Annotated in this window: 24 protein-coding genes and 1 tRNA gene; 11 read left to right on the forward strand and 14 right to left on the reverse strand. The window is 35.8% G+C overall.

Annotated features, from left to right (window positions below; genetic code table 11):
* The first annotated feature begins 153 nt into the window (after nt 1–153).
* Nucleotides 154–1569, forward strand: coding sequence for an MBL fold metallo-hydrolase (locus BLT95_RS05195; RefSeq protein ID WP_089665069.1), 1416 nt, complete (start codon nt 154–156; stop codon nt 1567–1569).
* Nucleotides 1570–1572: 3 nt separating this feature from the next.
* Nucleotides 1573–2028: a sulfur transferase domain-containing protein gene (locus BLT95_RS05200; protein WP_089665070.1), complete on the forward strand. Its 456-nt coding sequence runs from the start codon at nt 1573–1575 to the stop codon at nt 2026–2028.
* Between the two features lie 176 nt (nt 2029–2204).
* Here BLT95_RS05200 and BLT95_RS05205 read toward each other — a convergent pair whose 3' ends face one another.
* The 7 genes from BLT95_RS05205 to BLT95_RS05235 all read right to left on the reverse strand — a co-directional run bounded on the left by BLT95_RS05205 (nt 2205) and on the right by BLT95_RS05235 (nt 8490).
* Nucleotides 2205–3410: a site-specific integrase gene (locus BLT95_RS05205; protein ID WP_089665071.1), complete on the reverse strand. Its 1206-nt coding sequence runs from the start codon at nt 3408–3410 to the stop codon at nt 2205–2207.
* A gap of 252 nt (nt 3411–3662) precedes the next feature.
* A tRNA-Pro gene (locus tag BLT95_RS05210) sits at nt 3663–3736 on the reverse strand.
* Between the two features lie 60 nt (nt 3737–3796).
* On the reverse strand, nt 3797–4639 hold the full coding sequence (locus tag BLT95_RS05215) for an aldo/keto reductase (protein ID WP_089665072.1): 843 nt from the start codon (nt 4637–4639) through the stop codon (nt 3797–3799).
* Nucleotides 4640–4720: 81 nt separating this feature from the next.
* Nucleotides 4721–5581: an alpha/beta fold hydrolase gene (locus BLT95_RS05220; protein ID WP_089665073.1), complete on the reverse strand. Its 861-nt coding sequence runs from the start codon at nt 5579–5581 to the stop codon at nt 4721–4723.
* Nucleotides 5582–5637: 56 nt separating this feature from the next.
* Nucleotides 5638–7098, reverse strand: a complete 1461-nt coding sequence (locus BLT95_RS05225) for a glycosyltransferase (RefSeq protein ID WP_089665074.1) — start codon at nt 7096–7098, stop codon at nt 5638–5640.
* Nucleotides 7088–8137: a hypothetical protein gene (locus tag BLT95_RS05230; protein ID WP_089665075.1), complete on the reverse strand. Its 1050-nt coding sequence runs from the start codon at nt 8135–8137 to the stop codon at nt 7088–7090. The genes BLT95_RS05225 and BLT95_RS05230 overlap by 11 nt, the downstream gene beginning before the upstream one ends.
* On the reverse strand, nt 8134–8490 hold the full coding sequence (locus tag BLT95_RS05235; protein ID WP_089665076.1) for a response regulator: 357 nt from the start codon (nt 8488–8490) through the stop codon (nt 8134–8136). Before BLT95_RS05235 ends, BLT95_RS05230 begins: the two co-directional genes overlap by 4 nt.
* A gap of 373 nt (nt 8491–8863) precedes the next feature.
* On the opposite strand from BLT95_RS05235, the gene BLT95_RS05240 reads away from it, so the two are divergent.
* Together BLT95_RS05240 and BLT95_RS05245 are read left to right on the forward strand one after the other, a co-directional pair.
* On the forward strand, nt 8864–10114 hold the full coding sequence (locus tag BLT95_RS05240; protein WP_089665077.1) for a YaiO family outer membrane beta-barrel protein: 1251 nt from the start codon (nt 8864–8866) through the stop codon (nt 10112–10114).
* Nucleotide 10115: 1 nt separating this feature from the next.
* Complete coding sequence (locus BLT95_RS05245) at nt 10116–11273, forward strand: hypothetical protein (protein ID WP_089665078.1); 1158 nt, start codon at nt 10116–10118, stop codon at nt 11271–11273.
* 4 nt (nt 11274–11277) lie between these two features.
* Here BLT95_RS05245 and BLT95_RS05250 read toward each other — a convergent pair whose 3' ends face one another.
* The 3 genes from BLT95_RS05250 to BLT95_RS05260 all read right to left on the reverse strand — a co-directional run bounded on the left by BLT95_RS05250 (nt 11278) and on the right by BLT95_RS05260 (nt 14080).
* Nucleotides 11278–13329, reverse strand: coding sequence for an LTA synthase family protein (locus BLT95_RS05250; RefSeq protein WP_089665079.1), 2052 nt, complete (start codon nt 13327–13329; stop codon nt 11278–11280).
* Nucleotides 13330–13481: 152 nt separating this feature from the next.
* Nucleotides 13482–13673: a helix-turn-helix transcriptional regulator gene (locus tag BLT95_RS05255; RefSeq protein WP_089665080.1), complete on the reverse strand. Its 192-nt coding sequence runs from the start codon at nt 13671–13673 to the stop codon at nt 13482–13484.
* Nucleotides 13670–14080 carry a hypothetical protein gene (locus BLT95_RS05260; protein ID WP_089665081.1) on the reverse strand — a complete coding sequence of 137 codons (411 nt, stop codon included), beginning with the start codon at nt 14078–14080 and terminating at the stop codon, nt 13670–13672. Before BLT95_RS05260 ends, BLT95_RS05255 begins: the two co-directional genes overlap by 4 nt.
* Before the next feature lie 313 nt (nt 14081–14393).
* On the opposite strand from BLT95_RS05260, the gene BLT95_RS05265 reads away from it, so the two are divergent.
* The 7 genes from BLT95_RS05265 (at nt 14394) to BLT95_RS05295 (ending at nt 21859) form a co-directional block, all read left to right on the forward strand.
* A complete protein-coding gene (locus BLT95_RS05265; protein WP_089666854.1) occupies nt 14394–16409 on the forward strand; it encodes a hypothetical protein in 2016 nt (671 codons plus the stop codon).
* A 201-nt stretch (nt 16410–16610) separates the two neighbouring features.
* Nucleotides 16611–18068 carry a potassium/proton antiporter gene (locus BLT95_RS05270; RefSeq protein WP_089665082.1) on the forward strand — a complete coding sequence of 486 codons (1458 nt, stop codon included), beginning with the start codon at nt 16611–16613 and terminating at the stop codon, nt 18066–18068.
* A 106-nt stretch (nt 18069–18174) separates the two neighbouring features.
* Complete coding sequence (locus BLT95_RS05275) at nt 18175–18738, forward strand: TetR/AcrR family transcriptional regulator (protein WP_089665083.1); 564 nt, start codon at nt 18175–18177, stop codon at nt 18736–18738.
* A gap of 66 nt (nt 18739–18804) precedes the next feature.
* Nucleotides 18805–19242 (forward strand): hypothetical protein, encoded by a 438-nt coding sequence (locus tag BLT95_RS05280; RefSeq protein WP_089665084.1) that lies wholly within the window; start codon nt 18805–18807, stop codon nt 19240–19242.
* Nucleotides 19243–19287: 45 nt separating this feature from the next.
* A complete protein-coding gene (locus tag BLT95_RS05285; protein WP_089665085.1) occupies nt 19288–19854 on the forward strand; it encodes a carboxymuconolactone decarboxylase family protein in 567 nt (188 codons plus the stop codon).
* A 221-nt stretch (nt 19855–20075) separates the two neighbouring features.
* The gene (locus tag BLT95_RS05290) at nt 20076–20717 is read left to right on the forward strand and encodes a DsbA family oxidoreductase (protein ID WP_089665086.1); all 642 of its coding nucleotides are present in this window, start codon (nt 20076–20078) and stop codon (nt 20715–20717) included.
* Nucleotides 20718–20842: 125 nt separating this feature from the next.
* Nucleotides 20843–21859, forward strand: coding sequence for a zinc-binding alcohol dehydrogenase family protein (locus tag BLT95_RS05295; protein WP_089665087.1), 1017 nt, complete (start codon nt 20843–20845; stop codon nt 21857–21859).
* 33 nt (nt 21860–21892) lie between these two features.
* Here BLT95_RS05295 and BLT95_RS05300 read toward each other — a convergent pair whose 3' ends face one another.
* The 4 genes from BLT95_RS05300 to BLT95_RS05315 form a co-directional block, all read right to left on the reverse strand.
* A complete protein-coding gene (locus BLT95_RS05300; protein WP_089665088.1) occupies nt 21893–22624 on the reverse strand; it encodes a flavodoxin family protein in 732 nt (243 codons plus the stop codon).
* A gap of 584 nt (nt 22625–23208) precedes the next feature.
* Nucleotides 23209–23370 carry a cupin domain-containing protein gene (locus BLT95_RS05305; protein WP_089665089.1) on the reverse strand — a complete coding sequence of 54 codons (162 nt, stop codon included), beginning with the start codon at nt 23368–23370 and terminating at the stop codon, nt 23209–23211.
* Between the two features lie 82 nt (nt 23371–23452).
* Complete coding sequence (locus BLT95_RS05310; RefSeq protein ID WP_089665090.1) at nt 23453–24154, reverse strand: LytTR family DNA-binding domain-containing protein; 702 nt, start codon at nt 24152–24154, stop codon at nt 23453–23455.
* A complete protein-coding gene (locus BLT95_RS05315; RefSeq protein ID WP_089665091.1) occupies nt 24151–24942 on the reverse strand; it encodes a histidine kinase in 792 nt (263 codons plus the stop codon). Before BLT95_RS05315 ends, BLT95_RS05310 begins: the two co-directional genes overlap by 4 nt.
* Between the last annotated feature and the right edge of the window lie 37 nt (nt 24943–24979).

The following is a 24979-nucleotide window of genomic DNA, read 5'->3' on the forward strand; positions in this document are numbered from 1 at the left end:
AAATGTTTCACAAATTAATATTCAATACCTATGTATGACTAACATGGAATGTTATAATCTTTGGTTATACTTTTGAATTTTTGATTTTTTCTTAACGATATTTATTCATAATTACTTTTATTTTAGAAAGCCTAAACTTTTATTTTAAAAATCATGGCTTTTAGATTTGAACCAATATTAGCAGAAGGTATCGCTCAGGTTTCATATTTCATATGTGATGAAAGTGCTGGATGCGCTGCAGTTATAGATCCCCGGCCCGATGCCGATATTTACCTTCAAAAAGCACGGCAATACGGTGTAACTATTACTCATGTATTTGAAACTCATATTCATGCAGATTTTATGAGCGGGGCTTGTGAGTTGGTATCCCGTTGCAATGGAAGCGCTAAAGTTTTTGTGAGCGTTGAAGGTGACGCAACCTATGATTTTGCTCATGAAGCGGTTCGTGAAGGAGATGAGTTTGAATTCGGTCAAGTTAAAATGATGGCTAAGCATACTCCTGGCCATACACCCGAACATTTATCCTATTTATTATATGAATCGCATAAAGAAGACCCCTGGGGCATTGTAACTGGGGATTCACTGTTCGTTGATTCTTTAGGACGACCAGATTTATTGGGTGATGAGAAGACAGATGAATTGACCCAGGCCCTTTTTAACACCATGCGGGAAGTTTTCTGCAAACTGAGAGATGAAGTGATTGTTTATCCATGCCATGCAGCAGGCTCGGCCTGTGGTCCTGATATAGGCGACCGTATGAATACCACCATTGGATACGAGAAGAAACATAATCCATTTATGCAGATGGAGACTTTTGAGGAATTTAAAAAAGCTATTCAGGATAGTGCGCCTCCAGTACCTACTCATTATCCAAAGATGAAAAAACTGAACGCAAAGGGGCCAGAAACTTTTGGGCATACGCCCCCAGTCAGGTCTTTAAATGTAGAGGAGTTTGAAAAAGAAATGAAGAACCCCGATACGATCATTATCGATACGAGGGATATGTTAGCTTTTGGAGGCGGCCATATAGAAGGTTCTCTTAACATAGGACAACGTCCCATTCTGTCGGTTTGGGCCGGTTGGTTAATTGAAACAGACGCTCCTCTTCTACTGGTCTTGCCTGAAGATAAAGATCTAGAGCGGGTTGTAACTTTGCTTTGGCGCACCGGACATACCAATTTTAAAGGCTATCTGGCTGGGAACATGCGCAGTTGGCAGGAATCGGGTAAACAAATTAAGAAATTGACCCAACTCAGTGTACATGAACTCAGCGCAAACAATGGGCAATATCAGCCATTAGATGTACGCAAGGATAAGGAATGGCAAAATGGATACATACCTGATGCCAGGCATATTTTTCTTGGCGAACTATCTGATAAGATAAGTACCTTAAATAAAAAACAAAAATTTGCTGTGTATTGCGCTAGCGGCTATAGAGCCAGCATTGCGGCCAGTCTTTTACAAAAAAATGGCTTTCAGAATGTGAATAGCATTCCGGGAAGTTTTAAGGCATGGAAGGCTGCGGATTTATCAATTGAAAATAAAACAGAAAATCAAAAAAAGAAATAAACTATGGAAAAGGAAATTAAGAAAGTGAATGATGAAATTTCGGTAGCGGCGTTTGACCCGGAGGAAAACAGCTTTAAAACTTTTGCTGATAAGGGGTTTAAGTCGGTTATTAATTTGCAGACTGAGGAAGAAGAACAAAACGTTTCTACGAAAAAAGAAGAAAAACTAGCTAAGGAAAATAATCTCACATACAGACATATTGGTGTATCTGAAGATAATTTATCAGAGACTATAGTCAATGATTTCCGACAGGAACTTGAAACCCTCCCCAAACCTATCGTAGTTCATTGCAAATCTGGAAAGCGCTCCGGTGCCTTTGTGATGATGCATATTGGATGCCAGAAAAACATGTCTGGAGAAGAAGTAATAGAACAGGCTGAAGAAATGGGATTTGAATGTGATGTACCTGAACTGGAGAAGTTCCTTAAGAAATACGTAAACGAGCATTCCAATTCTTAAATTTAAGTTGGACAGACTCTTAGATAATTTATATTAATAAAGAAAAATTTCTTTCATTATGCACATGTAATTTGAAAATTTTATATGCCACTTAAAATCTGATTCGGTGATCTTTCAAAAAGATTTTGCTGTTAGTAAAGCCAACAAAAACAAGGGTGCATTTTGCCATCATTTTTTTAATTATTCAATTTCACCCGTAAATTATCTATATCACTGGAAATTTTAGAATCAATTACTCGAGCATAAATCTGGGTGGTTGAAATTTTATTATGTCCCAGTAGCTTGGAAACTGTTTCAATTGGTACGCCATTGGCTAAGGTTACGGTCGTAGCAAAAGTATGTCTGGCCGCATGAAAGCTTAAGTTCTTTTTGATTTTTATTTCTTTAGCGACTTCTTTTAAATACTGATTGATTTTCTGGTTGGAATATACCGGAAGCAATGTATTATTTTGGTCCGCCTTTGGATGATCTTTATACCGATCCAATATTTTCTCTGCTTCCTCTAATAGAGGAATTCTTACAGTAGTATTTGTCTTACTTCTACGCGTATAGATCCATTGCTTACCATCAATCCCAAAATGCAGGTGATTTTTATTTAAAGCTTTTACATCGGCATAAGCCAGACCGGTATAGCAGGCAAAAATGAAAATATCCCGGTTCAATCGCAAGGTTGGATTTTTTATTTCGTGATTTTTTATTTTTCCCAGTTCCCCTTTTGAGAGATAAACCATATCCACACGATTGAAACGGAGCTTGAATCTTTTAGTTGGATTTTTCTCAATCCAATCAAGGTTTTCTGCGAGTCTCATGAGCTTTTTAAAGCGCTCCATGTGTTTCATTAAACCATTGTTACGCAATCCATCCAGATTTCTCAGATAGTTCTCAAAATCCAGAGTAAACTGATAGTCGATATGCTTTAAATAGATATCACTTGTCCGGTGTTGCAGTTTTAGATAGTCTTTTAAGTATGTACTGGTAGTTGTATAATTTTTCATAGTACCGTACTTCAATACTTTACCCATATTTGTCTCATGGTATTCAATAAGCTGATACAGAGTTTTATTTTGCTGATCGGTCCCCAGAAATCTGGACTTAACTAAATCTACTGTAATTACTTTGTCTTCTATTTGTAAAGCATCATGGATTTTAAATAACTGACTTCTGGTTTCGTTGATCTTCTTATTAATCTGAAAACTTTCCGGACTGTTTCCTATCATTTTGGAAGAAGCCTGATTCCATTTATCTATAGGAATGATTCTCTTTAAACTAATTTCAAGCTTTTTACCATTGATGGTAATTCGGGCATAGAGGATAGCTGATTCAGGTTGATTTTTCTTTTTGCGGGTGAAAAAAGAAATAGAAAAGGTTTGAGTAGTACGCATAACGATTTGACTTTAATGAAACAAAAATTGCGGGTACGAAAGTCAAATCAACAATACGCGGATGGGATCATCCAACTTCTATCAAGATACAAAAAATAAGGTCACGATTGACTCACGATCAACTCATAAACTCACTAAAAACTCACATTTTATTTATCTAAAATTATGTTAAATTTGTCAATAAAAAAAGGGTAACTACATGATTTGCATATAATTACCCTAATATCTGCTTCTTAATAATATGTTAAAAAGTCGGGATGACAGGATTTGAACCTGCGACCCCACGCCCCCCAGGCGTATACGCTACCAGACTGCGCCACATCCCGAATTAAGATTGCAAATTAAACAGCTTTACTTCAATTATCAAAAGAAAATCCCATGAAGAATCAAGAAAAATGTTCCATAAAGTGATCTGGATGCGCCCCGGTACGGGTATTATCTTCTAACGAATCTATAGATTTCAGCTCATCTTCAGTGAGTTCAAAATCAAAAATTGCAGCATTTTCAATAATTCTATTTTTATGCACACTCTTAGGTATTGTTGCTACTCCCTTATGCAGATCCCAGCGAAGTACTATTTGTGCTATAGATTTCTTATACTTTTCAGCAATCTCCTTAATCAAGGCATTATCAAGGATCTCACCGCGCATTAAAGGCGACCAGGCCTGGTACTGAATATTGTTTTCCTGACAATAATTTACGACATCCTGCTGTATGAGTTTTGGATGAAATTCATTCTGAAGAACCATTGGCTGCACACCTCCTACTTTTTTAATGTCTTCTAATTGATGAATTAAACAATTACTGACTCCTATCGCTTTTAGTTTTCCTTCTTCATAAAGTTCTTGCATCACTTTCCAGCTTTCCAGATATTTTCCAGGAACAGGCCAGTGAATAAGGTATAAATCAAGATAATCCATCCCCAGATTTTTGAGACTCGTTTCAAATGCTTTTCTGGTTGATTGAGCTCCCTGATCTTCTATCCAAATTTTGGAAGTCACAAAGATATCTTCTCTTGGGATATCACTCTCCCGAATTGCCTTTCCTACTCCTTCTTCATTAGCATAGAATGCAGCAGTATCTATAAGTCTGTATCCTGCACTTAATGCACATTTTATAGCTGAATTAATTTCTTTTCCGCTTTCCGCCTTATAAACACCCAAACCCAGGTAAGGCATTTGAAGTCCATTGGCAAGTTTTGTTTTCCCGTCTATGTTAGCTAAATTCATACTATTACTTTCTCATGTTCCTTAAATAACTCTTTTAGTTTACAGAAATAGCATTAGCCTTCAAAAATTCCCTAACCTCTTTTAAATAATTTCTGGCTGATCTAACCAACCATAATGGCCACAGTCTTCCATCTTTATCAATTGAGAATTTGGCAAAATTTGATGTGCCTTTTCCGCAACCGCAACGGGAACCACATCCTGTAACCCATGAAGAATCAAAACCTTATTCTGAAAATTTTTCATCTCAGCAGTTTTGTCAAAATTATCTAATCTCATTTGGTCCCAGATCAACCTGTTTAGATCCCGGTTCACCTGCATTAATCTTTCTGCTATGGCCTCTTCATGTTCATCTCCATTTAAATAAGCTTTCGCCATAAAATAAGCTCTCTTTTTCTCAAATCGAGGATTTCCCGGGGTGGTTTGCATCATCGCGAAATAATGTACCAGGCTGTCACTTTCAGCCTCGGTAAGCCTATTCATAACGTTGAAGCTACCAACATTTCTTAAACTCATTCCTCCACTATGAGACTGGATCATAGCCTTTACCTTTGCAGGGTATTTTGCTGCATATGCGTAGGCTAACATTCCTCCAAACGAATGCCCAAGGATGATCCATTGGTCATAACCTAAATTTTTTCTTAGAGTCTCGATATCTTCCACCATAAGATCAATGCTTATATTAGAAGCATTCAATTCTTTCAAGACAGATTTTCCAGTACCTCTTTGATCATAAATGATAGTGGTATTATTTCCAGAGATCATTTCTGCTAAAGGCGCAAATCCATTACTATTCATTCCCGGACCACCATTGATAATTAATACAGGATCTCCACTCCCGAACTTTTGATAAGCGATTTCACCATATTCTGTGGGTACTGTACCCTTTGTTTGTGAAAATAAAAACAAGGGAAAAAGAATAATAATAATGTTTCTAAAATTCATGATATCGGGAGTATGTTCTATTCAAATTTACTTCAAAATAGAATAACAGGATTATTTTAAGATTGTTGCGATTTTGAGACCTTAAAGCCTTTTCTTGTCATATTTCCCCATCCGGAGGTGATATCAAATAGCTTTTTATAATATCCTTTTATTTGGCCGAACAATAATATAGGATGATATAAAAAAGGTTCCAGATAGGCCGCAAGCAGCAATTCTACTATTTGTTTTGGTCTTGTATAGTGATTAAAACTCTTTATGTACATAAAAATAGCGATCGTAGAAAACACACAACCTACAAGATAGGCCGCAAAAAATAATAATATCGCAAAAGACCAGTTGATCCATCCAAAAAAGGTAAAGGCGATCATACAAATTACCCCCATAAACTCTACGATTGGCGCTCCAAATTCAAAAATTAGCCAGTACGGGTAGTATAAAAAACCCATTTTCCGATATTTTTTATTGAAAAGCAGGTCTTTATGAAGGCTCATGGTTTCCCATAAACCACGTGCCCATCGATCCCGTTGCATGACCAGTATTTTATAATCTGAAGGACCCTCTGTCCAGCAAAGAGTTTCCGGGAGGTATACTACTTTATATGGAATTTTCTTCTCTTCCATATGCTTTCTTAGTCTGATACACAATTCAAGGTCTTCCCCAACCGTTTTTGGATTAAATCCGCCAACTTCAATCACTCTTTTTCTTGGATACATCCCAAAAGCACCAGAAATAAGCATGAGTCCGTTGATCTCGCTCCAGGCCATCCTTCCCAGTAAAAATGCACGAATATATTCAACCACCTGGGTCATAGGAATCAATCTTGAGGGCAATCTCAATTCGGTTAGAATCCCATTTCTTATGATAGAATCATTTGCGATCCCAACACCTCCTCCGCAACCAATGATCTCTTTATCATCTTCTTCCAGGTAAGGGCGTACCATCTTAAGAATAGCATCCTGTTCTATAATACAGTCTACGTCTGTAAAAATTACCAGTTCTGTATTGGCGAAATTTACACCTGCATTAATGGCATCTGCTTTTCCCCCATTATTCTTATCGATTACAGTAAGCTGAGTATATTTTCGTTTTTTACTTCGGTAGATATATTTTACTGAAGCGGTTGGAATTGGCTGCGTAATGAAGGTAGCATCCTGTTGTTCAAGCTCAAATTCATCAATGAGCTTTTTCAGGGAATCATCTTTACTTCCATCATTAACCAGAATTAGCTCATAATAAGGATATTGAATAGAAAGTAATGACTTTACATTCTCAATAATGGTGAGACCCTCATTATACGCCGGCGCAATTACAGTGACCGAAGGAATATCTGTAGCACTTACAATATCTTCTGCTCTTAAAAATACAGATCGTTGCTTTGTTCTTTTAATTGATCTTCGCGCCAGTAGGATTCCTGTTAAATAGAGGGTTAATAGGCTGGCTCCATAGCCAATGAATAAGAAAACACTTATCCAATAGATATAGTAGCTTCCAAAAAAGCCCTCAGCACTATCCCACATTTAAGACTGATTTTGGATACTGCTGATAATAGAATTCCTGAACCTTTTCTTTATAGCCATTGTTCCATAATATCTCTGCGACACTAAGTTTAAGATCATCATTAGTACCATATAGTTGTTTTAGATAAAAATCAAGATCTATGTCTGAATTTTCAAAAATATAGTTTAATAACTGCCCTTGCTGTGTAGCATTTGGAATATCTTCATATAGCTCTTTGATATAGGCCATGGTAGATGAAGTTACGGCAAAAGTTTGAATGCAATAGATTGCCGTTTCGCGTACCTCGTAATCATCATGATTTAAATTATCAATAATATAACCAATTTCCCCATGCAATAAGTACTTCCTGATAATTCGCATCAAGAGTTTTTTACCAAACAATTTTTCAGTCTTATATGCCTTATGCAACCATTTTAATTCTGGTTTAGGATAACGATCGTAGAGTTTTTCAACAATCTTAATCTGTTGCCATAAGGTTACATTACGCTCCAGATAAGGCAAAAATCTGAGGCTCTCCCAGCCCATAAATACAACTAAAGCGATCTGGGCTTCTCTTCTTACATAAATGTTTCTGTCATTTCTATATTTGAAAATCTCCTCGAAATACTGTGACTGATTCATTTCATAGATCTCTCGAATTCCTCTAGCCTTTTTATACCAGTTCAAGCTTGAAATTTTCTTTACAGAAACTCCGTAGGGAGGAATTTGGGCATATAATTTCTGTAGCTTCGAAAAATTACTTCCCAGAATAGTACCCTGAGTACGAATCATGAGTCGTATGAGGAACTGGATGTTATTTTTATTCTCTGGTTTAATACCTACATTTCTAAGAATCCTTGTGATTTCATGTAAGCTTAATGGATTTTCAGGATCATTATATAAATAACGACTTACAATATCTGCAAAAGTATGTTCTATTTTGGTCAGCCTATAGGTTCTTCTGCTCCTATATATAAGGCTAATGGCAATAGATATCCAATAAATTACCAGAACCGAAAAAACGATACCTATAAAATAAAGTAGTACTGTTTCATTCATCGGTAGGCTTGTATAATAGCTTCGATTTCGTCAAGATCTATAGGCACTGCATAGAAGCCTGTAATACCTCGCAAAGCAAATATTTCCTGTTTAATCTTATCCTGGCCCATATTGGTCACAACTAGCAAATTTTTGTGAGGTATAACCTCCTGCACCTGAGCAACGAACTGAAGCGGGGCTATTCCTTCAAACAAAATATCTGTTATAATAAAATCGAAATTAGTCTGTTGATCTTCAATTGTAAGAGCGTCCAGCGATCTAATTGCCTTACAATGAAAGCCATTTAAGTTCACGAGTCTTTCAAGTATTTTTAGAATAACGATATCCTCTTGAATTACCAGGACCTTCCTCATTCGAAATTATTTACGTAGAAATATACTAAACCCATATGAAAATTAAGCACTTTATGGCTTATATTAGCGTTTTAGCCAGTTAAATATCTATTTTAGGTAAGAAAAAACTTTCGACAAGAATATGTAGAATTATTTATTTTTTGCATGATCAATTAAAACTTACGCAAGAATACTATAATTGGTTTTAATTTTTTAGAATTTATTTCCAATAAATTGGTAAGTAAAATTTATAGCTATTTTCCACACAATTTCCTTAAAGCTATTATATTGCATCCACTTTAGAACATTGAAATTTATAATTTGAAAATTACTTTAACCTACTTAATTCAAATCTTAAGTATCTAATAAATGTTCTATTGATTAAGCCCTATTTATGAAATTGAAAATTACATCCCCTTTATTAGCCTTATTTTTCATTTTATTTTCACTATCGGCCATTGCACAGGATGAAGAACTTACTACCGATGAATTATTTGTGAAAGCCAGGACTGCCGCTTTTGATGAAGACAACTATCCTAAGGCAATAGAATTAACCCTTAAAGCTTTAGATAAAAGTCCGGGCTATGCAGATGTTAGGATCTTCCTTGGAAGACTATATACCTGGACAGATAAGGTAGATAGTGCCAGAGCAGCTTTTAAACGTGTTCTGGAAGAAAACCCCGGGTACGAAGATGCCTCCCTTGCCTACGCCAGCCTGGAATACTGGAATGATAATTCAGAAAAAGCATTGGAAATTTTAAATGGTGGTATTGCTGCAAATCCAAAATCTGAAGATCTACTTTTGTTAAAAGCGAGGGTTTTAAAAGATCTTCAGCAATATTCTGAAGCTTCCAATACCTTAAACCAGCTTTTAAAAATAAATCCAAAACTTACCGAAGCTAGATCATTGGGAGAATCTATTCGTAATGTTTCAGCTAAAAACCAGGTAGGAGTTGATTATGAATTTGTTCATTTCGAAAACCGATTCGACGATCCGTGGCATCTCGTCAGTGTAGACTATTCCAGAAGTACAAAAATAGGGTCTATCATAGGAAGATTGAATTATGCTAACAGGTTTGCTTCTAATGGAACCCAGTTTGTTCTGGATGCTTACCCTAGCATTTCCGATACTTTTTACGCATATCTTAGTGGTGGAATTGCAAGCAGCGGTAGTATTTTCCCTAATTACAGGGTTGGTGCTTCTTTGTATGCCAACCTCCCTGCTGCCTTTGAAGGCGAAGTAGGTTTTAGAATGCTTAGTTTTGATGACCAAACCTGGATCTATACAGCCTCCGTTGGAAAATACATCAGTAATTTCTGGCTTAATGCCAGGACTTATTTAACACCCGGAGACCAAAATATATCTCATTCTTATGCTTTAAACGTGCGCTATTATATTGCCGGGGCAGATGACTTTTTAAGTTTTGGAGTAGGTACCGGTATTTCACCTGATGATAATACCAATAACATTTTAATTCAGGATCCGTATAAATTAAAATCGAGCAATATCTCGGTAGGTTATCGTATGTCTGTAAAAAGCACCAATGTATTTTTTATAAATGCAGAGCTGGAAGATCAGGAATATGCACCGGAAACGCGAGGTAACCAATTATCTGTGGGTATAGGATATTTCAAAAAATTCTAAGATGAGAAAAAATATCTTATTAGGAGTTCTACTATTACTATTAGCGACCCCACTAATTATGTGGATGATCTGGTTAATAACGCCAAACACAAAGTTGGTTATAGCCATAGTAGACAAGACAGTTCTTACTACCAGTGGGCAGGAACATATTTCTCTTAATTGGGTTCTCAATCACGAAAAATACACTAAAACCTCTAAAAAGCCTTATAAGGTGGCTCATGATTATTTCGGTTTTTTCCCGAAAGAGAATGAAAAATTTAGATTGCAGGGGCTGGAGCGCTTTTCGTCTTCAAAACTGGACCAGCTTAGCAATGATGCCGATATGGCCTATTTTACCGATACTTACGGCATTTATAACAATGAATGGTTCCAACAGGGCGATGATAAAGAACGGTCTGGAATCCTTTACGGTGGTTTGAGCGATGAGGATATTGAACTACTTCAGTTAATGAAAGAAAAGGGTAAATTGATCATTTCTGAATTCAATACCATTGGTTCTCCTACTGCCTATGAAAACCGATCTCGTTTTGAAGATATGTTTCAATTAAAGTGGACTGGTTGGACCGCAAGATATTTTGATAATCTAAATCTTAAAGAAAATAAAGAGATCCCTAACTGGCTGGTAAGAAATTATAAAAACACGCATAATGGGAAATGGCCTTTTAAGAAATCTGGAATCGCTTTTGTAAATAACAGGGATGAAGTAGTAATACTTGAAAATGAAACGCATCTTAATGTTGACGTGCCATATATTCTAACCAATCCAAAATTTCAAGAAGCGTATTCGCTTCCTGAAAGTATTAAATATCCTTTCTGGTTTGATATAGTTATACCTAATAAGAAAACAAATACTGTGGTCTCCAGTTTTAAGATCGATGCAAATTCAAGTGGACTTAAAGAATTGGAAAAATTTGGCATCCCTTCAAGTTTTCCCGCGGTAACGCAACATGTTGAGAATGACTATACCTTTTACTATTTTTCAGGTGATTTTGCAGATAATCAGGTTAAAATGACGAGTTCTTATTTTAGTGGTATAGGCTACTTTAAAGGTTTATTCTATGATGAAAGAAACACGATGGAACGCAGTAGTTTTTTCTGGAAATATTACAGGCCGTTACTTACCAATATTTTAAACAATTATTCCGAATCTATTAATTAACTAATTAGTTGATAGAGTACTTATTAATTATTGAGTCTGGCAGAATTCTCTTTCCCTTTCCTATTTCTGAATTTCTTCTTCTAAACTGATTAAATTCGCTTTTTAATTCTTCTACTTTTGCAGGATCATTCACTGGTTGCTCTTGAAAGTCTCGTGTTAGGCGATAAAGGTCATCCCCATTTAAATGGTATTCTCCCAGCACAAAATCTACAAGATCTGTCTTGGTTTGCATTAAAGGTATCTGATGGATGTTTTGAAAGTTTCTTGTAGTATCAAGTCCGCGTCCAACAAAACTGTTTACCTCCGGTGCGGGAATATCATAGTTATTCTCCAGAAAAGCGATTAAACTTGGTGCGATATCAAAATGAGAAGAAATAGATTTAAATTTAGAAGGACGATCTATTAATGGGGAATAAATGATCAATGGTACATGATAGCGATCAATTTTAGAAATCATGGGGATTTCAGGGATTCTGTGATCTCCGGTAATTAAAAAGATCGTATTCTCAAAATCGTCTTTTTGTTTATAAGATTCTATTAAACTTTTTATCGCATCATCAGTAAACAAAATACTGGTATATTGTTTTGTATAATTTCTGTACTCCTGCTTTTTGTTCTCAATAAAACCTAATTGAGTCATTCTATCATTAAATCTCTGAGTATATTTCTCAGTTTCAGCAATTATAAATGGATTATGAGTACTCACAGTCAATAAAACATCTAATCTAGGATCCTTACTTTTTCCCGGTGAATTATTTTCAAGGTAGTATCTAAAAAGTTCTTTATCACCATAACCCCAGGTAAAGCCGGAGGCCAAAGCAGGTATTTTTTTATAGGAAGCAGGAAAATCATCTTCATCAATAATTTGATCAATGCGATTTTTTCTAAGGTACATCCCCATTTTATCAAATTCTGAATTTCCTCCGTAATAAAAGGAGGTTTTATAGCCATTCTTTTTTAATAGATTTAAAAGAGATATTTGATCTGGCATCTTTTCTTGCATCTCTAAATAGCCATTTTCTGAAAATGGCAAAGAACCAAGTAAAGATGGTAGAACGGCAAAAGTACGCCCCCCGTTACTTAAAAAGTTTGGCCAGTAAAGACTTTTATTAGAAAGAGAATCCAGATAGGGCGTGAAATTACCTAAATTCGCACCTCTGTTAGTAAATGCTCTGCCCAGCCCTTCTACAAGAATAATTACGATATTAGGCTTATTCTCCTTCGTTTTAAAATATGGAGAAAGCACATCGCTTTTTATTTTTTTATGCAAAAATGGATAATTGGGATCATCCAGATATTCTATTGGCTCTGCAGTGGCATATTTTGAAAAGAATTCTCCAATATAACTTTCAGCATAGATATCGGTCTCAAATAAATCTGGATTTAAATAATCATAAGCTTCAGAATAGAAATGCTGAGATTTATTCTTAACAATATTGTTTTCAAAATCTGAACTTAGATTTGAAGCATTTAATTTTTCAGAAGCCCCAACTACTAAAAATCCAAGGGAAAATAAGATTAATCCAAATGAGGCAATACTTCCCGTACGCATTTTTCTGGGAAGGAATATAAGTGCACTTAGCAGGCCTGCAATTACTAATACAAATGTGATAACTGGTAGTAAGCTTAGGGTACCCGATGCTCCTACCGTTTGCATGATTTCATCCAGGGAATATCCAAAAAGATCACTTCCCAGCATTAAAAGACTGGTGTTGAAATAGAATATCAATACGAGTTGCGCCAGAAAGAAAACAATGCTAAAGACAATAAAAATAATCCTGGCAAGTCTTGGAATTAGAAAGTATAAGACAGAAAAAAGAAGATAAACAGGAAATAAGTATTTAAAAAACAATTTTAAATCTTCAAAGCAACTCCATAAATAAAGAGACAGAAAGTCACTCTTAACAGTATGATTTGCAAAAGCTAGGCCTACTTCCACTCCACTAAGAATAAAAAGAAAAATGAGAAAAATTAACGCCAGCCCGGTAAACTGCGTGGCCGATCCTTTTAGTTTAGAAAAGAAACCAATCTTATCTGAATTTGATTTAGAGGTCATGTTTGTTAGATATGAAGCTTATCTATCTTTAATTCAAGATTAGAGACCTACAAAAGAATGAAAAATAATTGATTAATTGAAAACTAGTGTACTATTAGGAACCAGAAAAGTTTTTGATATTAAAAAGCCGGAAATATATTTCCGGCTTTTTATTACTCATCCTGAAATATTTCCTCAATTTTCAACTTAAATAGTTTGGAAAATCGAAACGCCAGGGGTAAACTGGGATCAAATTTACCCTTTTCAATAGCGTTGATGGTCTGTCGGGAAACTCCGGTTTCATTTGCCAGTTGTGCCTGGGTCAAATTATGTTCGGCACGTAATACTTTAAGTCTGTTCTTCATTTGTATCGCGCATTTCCAATTAAAATAGCAGCCATATAACTTAATCCAATAAGTATAATTAGATGAGATATCTCTGCATCCTGAGCAATCACATTCGAAGTATCTAGCATGGAATAACTAATCCCTCCAACTAAAGCAATACCTAGAGCGATCCCCATGGCATCCATATGTATTTTTCTTTGAAGTTCATCCAGAGCCATTAAAAACCTGATATTAGACCATATCATTCCTCCTCCTGTAACAGTAGAAATTAAAATTGCCAGAACAGTCCAGGTATTGTTATAATCCCACAGGAATTTAGCTCCAAAAGTGGCTAAGGCAACGCTTAATGTCCAGGCAACAGTCCAGATAGCTAAATTTTTAACCTGCTTTTTCTGAGATTTACAGTGATTCATTTTTGCATCCATAAGTAAAATTAATTTGATTAATTGTAAAGTTTGTTTTACAAATATATATGTTTTTTTAAATATGTAAAGTTTTATTTACATATTACTTTAAGATTATTTCGATAATTAAAATATAATCTACTATAAATTAGAGATCTACAGAATATTATTTATAATTTTTCAATGCAAATCAATCCTATCCACCCACCCGAAATCAGCTGATTTCCCTACGTGTTTAAGAGCTTTTAACCCAGATTTGTCATTTCATTCACATCCAGTGCCTTCTAAGCCCCGTAAATTTCACGAACACCTATAAACCAATTAAATTATGATTATGAAAAAATTCAATTTAAAGATTACTCATTTGGGAATGGCTTTCTTATTCGCCTTCCTGTTGCCATCATGTTCAGATGATGACGATTTTATGCAGGAAGATGATATGCCCCAAATGGCAACCTGTGACGATGGAATGATGAACGGAGATGAAACCGGAGTAGATTGTGGAGGTTCCTGTGAGCCTTGTGAAGTTGAAGCCGGAAGAAGAGCAGAGCTTTATGTTACTAATAATGAAAATGGAAACATCAGTAAATACAGTGTCACTGGAGATTCTCTGGTAACTTTTACTACAGATGCTACTGCAGCTGAAGGTATTTATTACGATGCTGCCAACGATCTAGTGGTTCAGGCGTCCAGATCTGATCTTCGCCTGGATGCATACTCAGATATTAGTACATTAACTGAAGATGTTTCAGTTTCTCCTGCCTACAGTAGTTCAGCAGATCTTGAAAGTCCACGTGAATTAGCCGTAAATGGTTCAACTTATGTCGTTTCAGATAATGGCTCTAATAAATTTTACGTTTACTCAAGTGATGGAAATGGATTTTCTTTAATGAATACTGTTGAAGTTCCATTCCCGGTTTGGGGAATCACTTTTAAAGGAGAAGATCTTTATGCCGTGGTAGACTCCAGTAGTGATCTGGCAGTATTCTATGATTTTGAATCTAACTTAACAGATGGAATGATGACACCATCTAAGAGAGTTACCATTGAAGGAATCGTTAGAACTCATGGACTTACCTATGACGGAACTGACGATGTAATGGTATTAACCGATATTGGTGATGCGGGCAACGCAACTGATGACGGTGGTTTTCACGTTATTAACGATTTTGCATCAAAATTTGACGCATTGTCTGACGGTGATCTTCTAAGTCTGGATATGCAGACTCGTGTAGCCGGACCTTCTACCATGTTAGGAAATCCAATTGATGTAGCTTATGATTCTGAAGAAGATGCTGTTTATATTTCTGAGATAGGAAACGGAAAGGTCCTTGGTTATACCTCCATAGGTGATGGTGGTGATCTTGCTCCTTCTTACACGATGGATCTTGCTGCTGCCTCTTCTATCTATTTCTCAAGTGATGAGACCGATGGAAATACTGGTATGGCTACCGCAAATACTACAACTGAACTTTACGTTACAAATAATTCAGATGGAAATATTAGTGTTTACGATGCTAACGGGACCCTGATAAAAAATGTGATGACAGAATCTACAGCTTCTGAAGGAATTTTTTACTCCGCAATTAACGATGCGGTAATCCAGGCTTCCAGATCTGGAATGATGCTGGAATATTATGGTGATTTTTCGGGCGCTATGGATGGAGGTTCAGTAACCGCCAATTTCACCAGTGATGCTGATCTAATGAGCCCAAGAGAAATTGCAGTATTTGGTGACAAAGTAGTAGTTGCTGATAATGACATGCATATGTTCTATGTATATTCTTATGATGGTTCTTCGTTTACTTTAGAAAATACCTTAGATCCAGGATTTAATGTTTGGGGAATTACCTTTAAAGGTGGAGACCTTATAGCAGTAGTAGACGGATCTAGCGATATCGCCGTTTTTAATGATTTTCTTGATAATGACATGGACGGTTCTATCACTGCAGACAAAAGGATCACTGTGGAAGGAATCGTAAGAACTCACGGAATTGATTACAGTGAAGCTGATGATGTATTAGTCCTGACCGATATTGGAGATGCTGCTAATGCAACCACAGATGGCGGATTCCAGATCATCCAGGATTTCAGTGCTAAGCTGGATGCGGTATCAGACGGAGGTAGTTTTGCAATGAGCAATCAAACAAGGGTTTCTGGTTTAGCTACACTTTTGGGTAACCCTATTGATGTTGCATACGATCACAAAACCAATACGGTATTCATTTCTGAAGTTGGAAATAGTAAAGTACTTGCATTCTCTAATGCACTTGACTTAACAGGAAATATAGTACCAGATGTAAGCAATGATCTTGCAGCTGCATCTTCTCTTTATCTTTATAATAACTAAAAATTTCTAATTCAATACTAACCTTAAGCCCTGGGAATAACCTCAGGGCTTTTTTTTGCAATTTATTTTCACTGGTCACTAATCGCTGCGAAAACTAATATATCACTTGAATTCTAAAAAGCTTATAATATTACTAAGGACTTACCTCGTTAGCTTCATTTAAAATAATATTTTTGTTCTGAACTTTAGGCTATATAACTGATGGATATTACGATTGAGAATATTTTACTTATTGGTTCCTTTCTTCTTTTCATTAGTATTCTAGCAGGAAAAACCTCTTACCGCTTTGGGGTTCCCACATTACTTTTATTTCTGGCGGTAGGAATGCTTGCCGGTTCTGAAGGTCTTGGAGGAATTTACTTTGATAAGCCCGATATAGCTCAATTTATTGGGATCGTAGCCCTTAACTTTATATTATTCTCGGGTGGACTGGATACAAGGTGGAAAAGTATTCAACCCGTACTCTGGCAGGGAATAGCACTTTCAACCCTTGGAGTACTTATAACAGCTTTATGTATCGGTATTTTCGCCTGGCAGATCACCGATTTTTCTTTAATGGAAGGATTACTTCTGGGTGCGATAATTTCTTCCACAGATGCCGCTGCCGTTTTTTCTATTTTAAGATCCAAAAATCTGGCCTTACGTTCCAATCTAAGACCCACCCTGGAACTGGAAAGTGGAAGTAACGATCCCATGGCCTATTTCTTAACCATCGCTTTCTTAAGCCTTGTGATGAATCCTCAAGATTCTGTTTGGAGTATTGTCCCGGTCTTCTTTCAACAAATATTAATTGGAGGTATTGCCGGTTTTGGATTTGGGTACCTCAGCAAGCTCGTGATCAATAAAATTAGACTTGGCTTTGAAGGTCTGTATCCCGTTTTAGTAATATCGCTTATGTTTATCACTTTTTCAGCTACAGATGCCATTGGTGGAAACGGATTTCTAGCCGTTTATCTATGTGGAGTTTATATTGGTAACCAGAATTTGATTCATAAGAATACCATAATTAAAATGTTTGACGGCCTGGCCTGGCTCATGCAAATAGTATTATTCCTTACACTTGGCTTACTCGTCTTTCCTTCCCAGGTAGTACCGGTAATTGGGATTGGAGTAGCCATAGCAGCCGTTCTTATATTCGTAGCCAGGCCCATCGCGGTCTTGCTCAGTTTGAGTTTCTTTAAAATGAAATTCAAGCGAAGACTATATATCTCCTGGGTTGGGTTAAGGGGGGCCGTTCCCATCGTTTTTGCTACCTATCCCTTAATTGCCGGAATAGAAAAAGCAAATTTGATCTTTAACATCGTTTTCTTTGTTTCCCTAACCTCTGTATTAATCCAGGGAACCAGTCTCGCAGCTGTTGCCCACTGGCTTAAAGTATCATTGCCAAGTTCAGAAAAAAAATTATCCCCGGTGGATAAAATTTTAATGGATGAGAGTAAATCCCACTTACAGGAGATTGAAATTCCTGAAGGCAGTATCGCCATAGGAAAACGAATTGTAGATCTTAAAATTCCCACAGGAGCCATTATTGCTATGATTACCCGCAACAATAATTTTATCACACCAAAAGGTGAAACTGTACTCGAACGGAATGATATCCTTCTGGTTTTAACCGAAGATCGTTCTAATTTCCTACAGGTCAAACAGTATCTGGAGTAAATCCTTCCTCCTTTTAAAAAAATCAAATTCTCTGAAATATTAATTAAATCCTAAATCTTTTTTCATTTCAAAGCAAGTGCTTAGCTTTGTATTGTATTTAAAGATTATGGCTAGAACCAAACAATATAGAGAAGAAGATGTTATCCAGAAAGCAATGGATCTTTTTTGGCGTAATGGTTATGAAGCTACCTCGGTACGTATGTTGGAAAAAGAAATGGGAATTAATCAATTTTCAATTTATTCCAGTTTTGGCAGTAAGAATGGTGTTTTTCTGGAAAGCATAAAAGTCTATAAAGCACATTTAAATAATATTAGACATAAACTCAGGGATTCTAATAACGGAGTGCAGGGTATTAAAGCGTTTTTTTATGATTTTTTAGAATTCACCAGAGAGAATGAAAATAACAAAGGTTGCCTGGTTTGTAATACTGTAAGCGAATTAGGAAATAAAGCAAAACCAGAGCTTCAGGTGGAATTAATGAAATTCACACAAGAAATAAGAGAATTATTCTTGAATAATTTGAAACAGGAAAAGAATAAAACTATGAAATTGGTAGAAAAAGAAGCTAATTTTTTGATGACCTCTATCCTGGGTTTATCTATAGGCTCCAGAATTCTAAATAAAAAACAACTGGAAGACTTTATAGAAACCACCTTTAAATCGATATAACCTTTTTTTAACCATAAACTAAGCGTATGCTTAGATAAAAAATTATCCATTAAAATATTTTATAACATGAAAACTAAATTTATCACACTCGTATTATTTGTGATCTCCTTTTCCTTACAGGCTCAAACCTATACCGTGGCCTATCATGCCACACCTGAAATGGATAGATCTAAGTCCTACTATAATTCTCTGTCGGATTTTACCGGAAAAATAATTGAAAAAGAAAACTTCCACTATCGTGAGTTTTTAAGGGCGTCTAAGCGATCTGAAAAGACTTATAAAATTGGTAATGAAATCATGACAGGGAGGGAACTAACGAAATTACTGAGAAAATCAGCCAGAAAATCTGGAAATTCAACCGATTTCAGGAAACTTCTGGAAAATGAGAACCCTTCTTTTAAGAACTATTTATCAGATAAAGATTTTCAATTACTGTACAAAAAATTCAGAAAAGGAACCTTTAATAAATACGTCCAGAACTTAGCCGACAACTGGAAGGATTAAAATAAAAAAGTTTAAAACAATTATTAATTATAAATATTTAAAACAATGAGTACATTAAAAATTCATAATATCGAAAGTGCACCAGAAGAAAGTAAAGCACTTTTAGAGAAGTCGAAGAAAGCATACGGAATGATCCCTAATTTGCACGGGGTATTAGCTGAAGCTCCGGGAATCCTGGATGCCTATCAAAGATTGCATGAACTGTTTGAAAATTCATCTTTCAATAACGAAGAACTAACCGTGGTATGGCAAACTATAAATGTAGAACATGAATGTCATTACTGTGTTCCTGCACATACAGGAATTGCAAATATGATGAAAGTTGATTCGGCAATTACTGAGGCTTTACGCCATAGAAAGGAAATGCCTACCAATAAACTTCAAACTTTGCACGAAACCACCCTTTCTATAGTGAAAAACCGTGGAAATATAAATCAGGATGAATTGAAAGAATTTTTTGATGCAGGCTTTACACAACGTCAGCTCCTGGAAATCATTTTAGGACTTTCTCAAAAAGTAATTAGCAATTATACTAATCATATTGCTGAAACCCCTGTAGATGATGCTTTCAAAAAATTTGAATGGGATAAAGAAGATGTAACAACCTCTTAATACCCTATTGGCATTATTAATAATCCTCTAACCTGCTTTCTGGCTCGGGGATTATTATTCCTCAGTATAGCAATAATAAAATGTAAAATTCCAAACAATGATTCCCAGACTAATCAAAACATTTTATGAGCTGATACTTGTATCCTGACGAAAATAAAATAGTATTGATTTCGGAGGAATATGTTTTTCAGTATTGAAATTAAATAATTTTATAAAACAAGATGAAAGAAAAATTAAAGATAGATATCATATCAGATGTGGTGTGCCCATGGTGTACCATAGGATATAAACGACTTGAAAAAGCTATAGCAGAAATGGGTATCCAGGATCAGGTTGAAATTGAATGGCAGCCTTTTGAACTGAATCCCAATATGCCTGCTGAAGGTCAGAATGTAACCGAGCATATTACAGAAAAATACGGCTCAACATTAGCACAGCAGGAAGAATCTCAGCAGCGCATGACCGAAATTGGAAAAGAACTTGGCTTTACCTTTGATTATTTTGATGAGATGAGAATGGTAAATACGTTTGAAGCCCATATTTTATTAGATTATGCTAAAGAGTTTGGTAAACAAACAGAACTAAAAATGCGACTTACCACGGCTTTTTTTAGTGAGCGCAAAAATGTTTCTAACAGGGATGTCTTGAAACAAGCACTATTTGAAGTGGGTTTGAATGCAGATGAAGGTTTGATCAGACTCGATAATGAAGAAGCTCGCACAAAAGTTAGAAACGAACAGGCTTATTGGAAAAGTTTAGGGGTGAACTCGGTACCAACAATAGTTTTCAATAGAAAAAGTGCTGTTACGGGAGCCCAACCGGTAGAAGTATTCAAACAGGTTTTAACAGAGTTGACAGAATAGTAATTTTCGGTATGCAGAATAGTGTAAAACGATAACGAACTGTTAGCTATTTTCTAATCATAAATTTTTATCTTGAAGATAAGCCTGGAACACATTCCATGTTTAGAAATATAAAGCCGTAGCATATGAAAGCAATAGGATTCAAAAAATCACTCTCAATAGAGAAAGAAAATAGTTTTGTCGCATTTGAAACAGAAAAGCCAGATCCGTCGGGATATGACCTTTTAGTGAAAATACTGGCGAATTCTGTAAATCCAGTTGATTTTAAAGTACGACAAAATGCTGCAAAAGATGAAGAATTAGAACATCCTAAAATTATTGGTTACGATGCTGTGGGGATTGTTGAAGAAGTTGGAGATAAAGCTTCAAAATTTAAAAAGGGAGATATAGTTTATTATGCAGGTGACATTACCAGAGACGGTAGCAATGCAGAATATCAGTTGGTAGATGAACGTATTGTTGGTCATAAACCTAAAAATCTCAGTATAGCAGAAGCTGTAGCTATTCCGTTAACCGGCTTAACGGCCTATGAAACCTTGTTTGACAGGCTTAGAATAGATCCAGAAAAAGATAATGGCAAAACAGTTTTGATTTTAGCGGGAGCCGGTGGCGTTGGTTCCATCGCAATTCAGCTTGCAAAAAAACTTGGCAACCTTACAGTTATTGCTACCGCCTCTCGTGAAGAGACTGTGAATTGGTGCAGGAAGATGGGAGCAGATTTTGTGATTAATCATCATAAAGACCTCAAAGAAGAGCTAAAAAAGATTGGTCACCATCAGGTAAATTATGTGCTGGACTTTGTAGATTTAGAAGGATATTGGGAAACTGCTGCCGAAGTGATAAAACCTCAGGGACATATTGTGTCTATTACGGGTAGCAGTAAACCTTTAAATCTGAACCTACTAAAAGACAAAAGCGTTACTTTTTCATGGGAATTTATGTTCACAAGGCCTAAACATAAGACCGATGATATAGAAAGGCAACACAAAATTCTAAATCATCTTTCTGAATTGCTGGATGATGGTACTTTAATGAGTACCATGACCACGCAATTAAATGGATTTACTGTAGAAAACCTTAAGGAAGCACACCGCATTCAGGAATCTGGTAAAAGTATAGGAAAGAATGTGATTGTATTTTAGTAAGCTTGAGCTTTACTAAAAAACTTTTTACTTCTAACGATATTCAGGGTTTTCAAAATTCCATCTCGTGCCATCATCCCATTCCTCACGGGAATTCCCGTAGGCAGGATAGCCTCCCTGATCTTTCAACATTTTTGCCAGATGCATTAAGTTATAGGTCATAAAAGTGGTGTTGCGATTGGTAAATTCTGAATCATAACCTACTGGTGGATCTTTCTTTTCGCCGTTCCATTTAGTATCGCCATAACTTGGGCCGGGCCCTACTTCACCTATCCAGCCTGCATCAGCTTGCGGTGGAATACTGTATCCAAGATGTTGTAGCGCATATAAAATACCCATGGAACAATGTTTTACTCCATCTTCGTTGCCGGTAATTATACAGCCACCAGCTTTGCCATAATAAACATATTGACCTTTTTCATTTTGATAGGCGCTCATGGCATATAGACGTTCAATCAATTTAGAGGCTACAGAAGATCGTTCTCCCAACCAAATTGGGGTACCAATTATAAGAATATCCGCAGCAATTATTTTTTTATAAATTTCTGGCCATTCATCCTTATTATAAGCTTTCTCTGTCATATCTGGCTGTACTCCGGCAGGCACATCATGGTCTATTAATCGAATCACCTCAACCAAAACTCCTTCAGACTCCATGATGTTTTTTGAAACATCTATTAAATTACGAGTGTGACTTTTGGTAGGAGATTTTTTAAGAGTACAATTAACATATACAGCTTTAAGACCACTGAATTTATCTTTCATAATGAATCATTTATCTCCCGTAATTTACGAATACAAGGTTTATATTTAAAATCTCATCCATTTATTTAGACAACTTTAGAAACTTCCTTTATTATTGAAAACCAAAAAACCGGGTGGAATTCTTTCAATATAAACTATCAGGCAAATTAGGGAAGTTTAATTAAGTACCGGAGCTATAGCTTAGATAAACAGATGTTTACAACATCTATTGATAGGAGTATCAAGACAAAAGCAATAATACTGTAAGTTATTTCCCGGGGAATTTTGAGTTTAATGAAGCCATATCCCGTATATGGTTATTAAGAAACAATTTTGGATAAGACCCGAATAAGAGACTCTTGTAATTCATTACTAATAAGAATGTCCGGTTAACCAAATGATTAACCGGGCATTCTATGTCGGGATGGCAGAACGCACACCTTCCTTGTTTTACCTTGTTCTCAGCAGTTTTCTGAGATTTTGATTTATAAAGGTCACCAATTTGGACATTAAACTTTCAAATTTATGGTATAAAATAGATTCGCTTCACGTTTTTGATTCAATTAGAATTATATGGCATTTCTCTTCAGAGGGAATCATGTGGTTTACTCCTTTTTTACAACATAAAAATCACCTTTATTCATGGTAAAGGCTTCTTTATTCTCTATCTCTATTAACAACGAACCTTTGATAATGTAGAACAGTTCGTTTTCACCTGCGTGGTTATGCCAAGATACTTTCTGGCCTAAAATATTAGCAATTTTCATATTTTGATCATTAACCTCTCCTAAGATCTTAGGAGAAAAATGTTCACTTTATGCAAGAAAAGCTTTGGATATACTTGCCATTTTAATCATTGAATAATCTAATCACATTTTCCTTGTAAAACTTCCCGACCGGAATCTTATGATCTGCAATAATTATTTGATTTCCTTCAATACTTCTGATATGATTTAATGCAACTATAAAGGAACGATGTACCTGCATAAAATCGCTTTCAGGTAATTGATATATTAAATTAGCGATAGTTTCTCTGATCGTGATCGTCTCTTCTTTTAAAACTACTTTAGTATAGTTTCCGGAAGCTTCGAAATATAAAATATCATCAACTGCCACCTGAATATGTTTTTTATCGGATCGTAAAAACATACGCTGAATTTTTCCTTTTTTCTGCTGAATGGTCGATTTTTCAGGAGGCTGTGGAAATGCTTTATTCACTGCTTTCAATAGTCTTTCAAATGAAAATGGCTTCAGTAAATAATCCACTATATCCAATTCGTAACCTTCTAATGCGAATTCCTGGTAAGCAGTAGTGACAATAACTTTCGGTTTCTTAGGAAGGGTCCTTAAAAACTGGAATCCTTTCAGCTTGGGCATGTTCAGATCCAGGAAAATTAGGTCAACCTCTGCCGATGTATTCAAAAAATCGAGTGCTTCAATAGCATCATAACAATCTTTCAATAAATTCATATTGGGAAGCATATCGCAATACTTCTTAATGATATCATGCGCTATATGCTCATCATCAACGATGATATAGTTAATTGTCATATTTCTAGAGTTAATTGAGCTTCATGAATGCTTTTTGTAACACCTATTTCCAATCTATGCGTTCTTGGATAAACCAGTTCTAAACGGCGCTTCAGGTTTTTAAGTCCTATCCCAGGCTTTTCAGTAATTTCTTCTGTATCAAAGTTATTTTCTACCTCAAAATTAATTTCAGAATCATTTGCTTCTAATTTAATATGAACAAAGGCATCCTTTCTCAGATTTTCCACACCGTGTTTGAAAGCATTTTCCAGTAAAATTATAAAAAGTAATGGCATAACCTTTTTACTCCTGTCAGTCACATGGATACTAAACCGGATATCAATGCTTTTATGGTAACGCATTTTATGAAGTTCAAGATAATTTTCCAAATAAGTTATTTCTTCATCAAGTGTCACCCAATCATTGCCACCTTCATATATGCTATAGCGCATCATTTCGGAAAGCTTTAATATTAACTTCTGTGCTTTTACAGTATCCTGCTCAACCAGGCCGTATAAATTATTCAAGGTATTGAAAAAAAAATGTGGGTTTACCTGACTTTTCAGGTGCAGCAGCTCCACCTCTTTCTTCTCTTTCTTTAGTGTAATAATAGATTTTGTCTGAATAAACAACCAGCGAATAACCTCAACGCCCATTAGTAAAAAGAAAAACAGGCTAAAAATAATTAATGAGTCGGTTTCTCCAAACGCATCATTAAAAATCAAGATTAGAATAGTTGTACCAATGTAAAAGGTAGGTTTTATCCAACGGGGAATTTGAATTTTAAACAGTCTTTGGATAAGGCTCATCCCGCGAAAATAGATAATGCCTAAAATTTTCTACACT

The sequence above is a fragment of the Gramella sp. MAR_2010_147 genome (assembly GCF_900105135.1).
Lineage (GTDB): Bacteria > Bacteroidota > Bacteroidia > Flavobacteriales > Flavobacteriaceae > Christiangramia.